General features: G+C 74.0%; 1 protein-coding gene and 1 pseudogene. Both read left to right on the top strand.

Annotated features, from left to right (window positions below; translation table 11 throughout):
* The first annotated feature begins 218 nt into the window (after positions 1-218).
* Positions 219-1,259 carry a carboxymuconolactone decarboxylase family protein gene (locus PV350_RS46285; protein WP_499513737.1) on the top strand — a complete coding sequence of 347 codons (1,041 nt, stop codon included), beginning with the start codon at positions 219-221 and terminating at the stop codon, positions 1,257-1,259.
* 152 nt (positions 1,260-1,411) lie between these two features.
* Positions 1,412-2,086, top strand: a pseudogene (locus PV350_RS46280) (hypothetical protein); the annotation flags it as partial.

Below are 2,086 nucleotides of genomic sequence, written 5' to 3'. Positions count from 1 at the left end.
GCCACCCATGCCCGCACCCTACGCCGCCCCGCGGGGCGGCACGTCCTCCCCGAAGACGGCTCCGCGGCTACTCCCGGTGGAGTAGTCCCGCCTACGGCCCCGGCGCCCGGAGCAGTGACATCCCCCTTCCCCCGGAGGACGACCGGCGGGCCCCCGGTCGGCCACCATCGACCCGTCGAGAATCGCCGTCCACGAGCCGTCAGCGAGGAGGCCCGGCCATGGCCACGCCCTTCCGTCTCACCACTCCCGCGCCACCCGGCGACGCCACGGGCCGTACCGCCGAGGTCTACGCCCAGCTCGCCGCCGACTTCGGCATCGGCCGCGCGCCGACCTTCGTCGCGCTGTCGGCCGCCCCCGACCTGCTCGCGGCGACCTGGGCCGTGCTGCGCGAGTCTCTGCTGGCCGGCCGCGTGCCGCGCACCGACAAGGAACTCGTCGCCCTGGGGGTGTCGGCGGCGAACCGCTGCCCCTTCTGCGTGGACGCGCACACCGTCCTGCTGCACGCCACGGGTGACCACCGCCTCGCCGAGACGGTCGCCCGCGGCGGCAGGCCGGACGACCCCGCCCAGGCCGCGCTGGTCGCCTGGGGCGGCGCGACCGCGACCCCCGGCGCGCCCGCGGCCGCGGCGCACCCCTTCGACCCGCGGGACGCGCCGGAGTTCATCGGCACCGCGCTCGCCTTCCACTTCGTCAACCGGATGGTGTCCGCCCTTCTGACCGGGGACTTGCTCCCCGGCGGACTGCAGCGGCTGCGGCTGGTGCGCAGCCTGGGCGGCCGGGCGCTGGCCCGTACCGTCCGCAGGCCGCTGCCGCCGGGGGCCAGCCTGCCCCTGCTGCGCGGCCCGGCCGGGCCCGCGCCGGAGTGGGCCGCGGACGCCCCGGTGGGCACCGCCTTCGCCGCGCTGGCGCGGGCCGCCGCCGTGGGCGGGCAGCGGCTCGGCGACGCGGCCCGGGAGGCGGTCGTGGCCGCGGTGGACGCCTGGGACGGCGCGCATCCGCCGCTCGGCGGCGACTGGACCGCAGCCCCGCTCGCCGCCGTGCCCGCCGCCGAACGCCCCGGCGCACGGTTGGCGCTGCTCGCCGCCCTCGCCCCGTACCGGATCACCGAGGCGGACGCCGAGGCCTGGCGGATCGCCGATCCCGACCCCTACGACGCCGATCTGGTGCGGGTGCTGGCCTTCGGCGCGATGACCGCGGTGTACCGGATCGAGACCTCGGTCCACGAGCCTTTGCGTCGCCCCAGGTTGACAGCCCATTGACAGAGCCACGACGATGCGTGGTGCCACTGGGGCCGATGAGTCCCGTGTGCACTTCGACCACTCGCCCGGTGACGCCTCGGCCTGCTCACGTACGGGGAGAGCTGCCGTCAGTCGCGCCCGCCGGGCCACGCAACGCCAAGATTGGGTTCTGCATGTCCATATCGCGACGTGTCACCGTCGGACGGCTGCTGGGCGTGAGCGCCGCGGCCGTCGCCCTCACCGCCGTGGGTGCCACCTCCGCCTGGGCCGGCGACTGCCCGGGCGGCAAGGGCTGGGACCGCGGTGGCCACCACGGCTACAAGCCCGGCCAGGGCGGCGGCACCAAGACCTCCACCGACCGCTGCGAGTTCTCGCTCGACGGCACGGTCTGGTACCCGTCGGTCAAGGTCGACGACGTCAACCTCAAGCCCGGCGAGGACGGCAAGGTCCACGTCAAGGTCCGGGTCGCGGACGGCTCCTCGTCCTGCACCGTGTCCCTCGCCTCCTACCGCACCCACGGCGCCACCTTCCAGACCTCCGGCAAGCAGGTGTTCCACGACTGGGACACCGTGAAGATCACCACCGGCACCGACACCCTCGACGTGGCCGTGCCGGACGTCACCTGCTTCGCGCAGATCGACCTGTACTACGGCAACAAGAAGTACGACGGCGTCCTGGACGCCAACGACGGCTACGAGCACGGCGACCTGCCCGAGGGCCCGGACCACGCGGTCATCGGCGACAAGAAGATCGCCTGGTGGAACGGCGGCACGAAGGACTGCACCACGCATCCCTTATACACATTTAACCTTCCCACAAAAAAAGACCGGGAAAAATCTGTGGGCGGC

It is taken from the genome of Streptomyces sp. PA03-6a (assembly GCF_033792765.1).
Classification (GTDB): Bacteria; Actinomycetota; Actinomycetes; order Streptomycetales; family Streptomycetaceae; genus Actinacidiphila.
The sequence above is the reverse complement of the archived record's forward strand: the minus strand, read 5'-3'. Positions and strand labels throughout refer to the sequence as shown.

Bases quoted from the DNA above. Each gene is read 5' to 3' on its own strand.
- PV350_RS46285 (WP_499513737.1), top strand. From the start codon at position 219: ATGGCCACGCCCTTCCGTCTCACCACTCCCGCGCCACCCGGCGACGCC.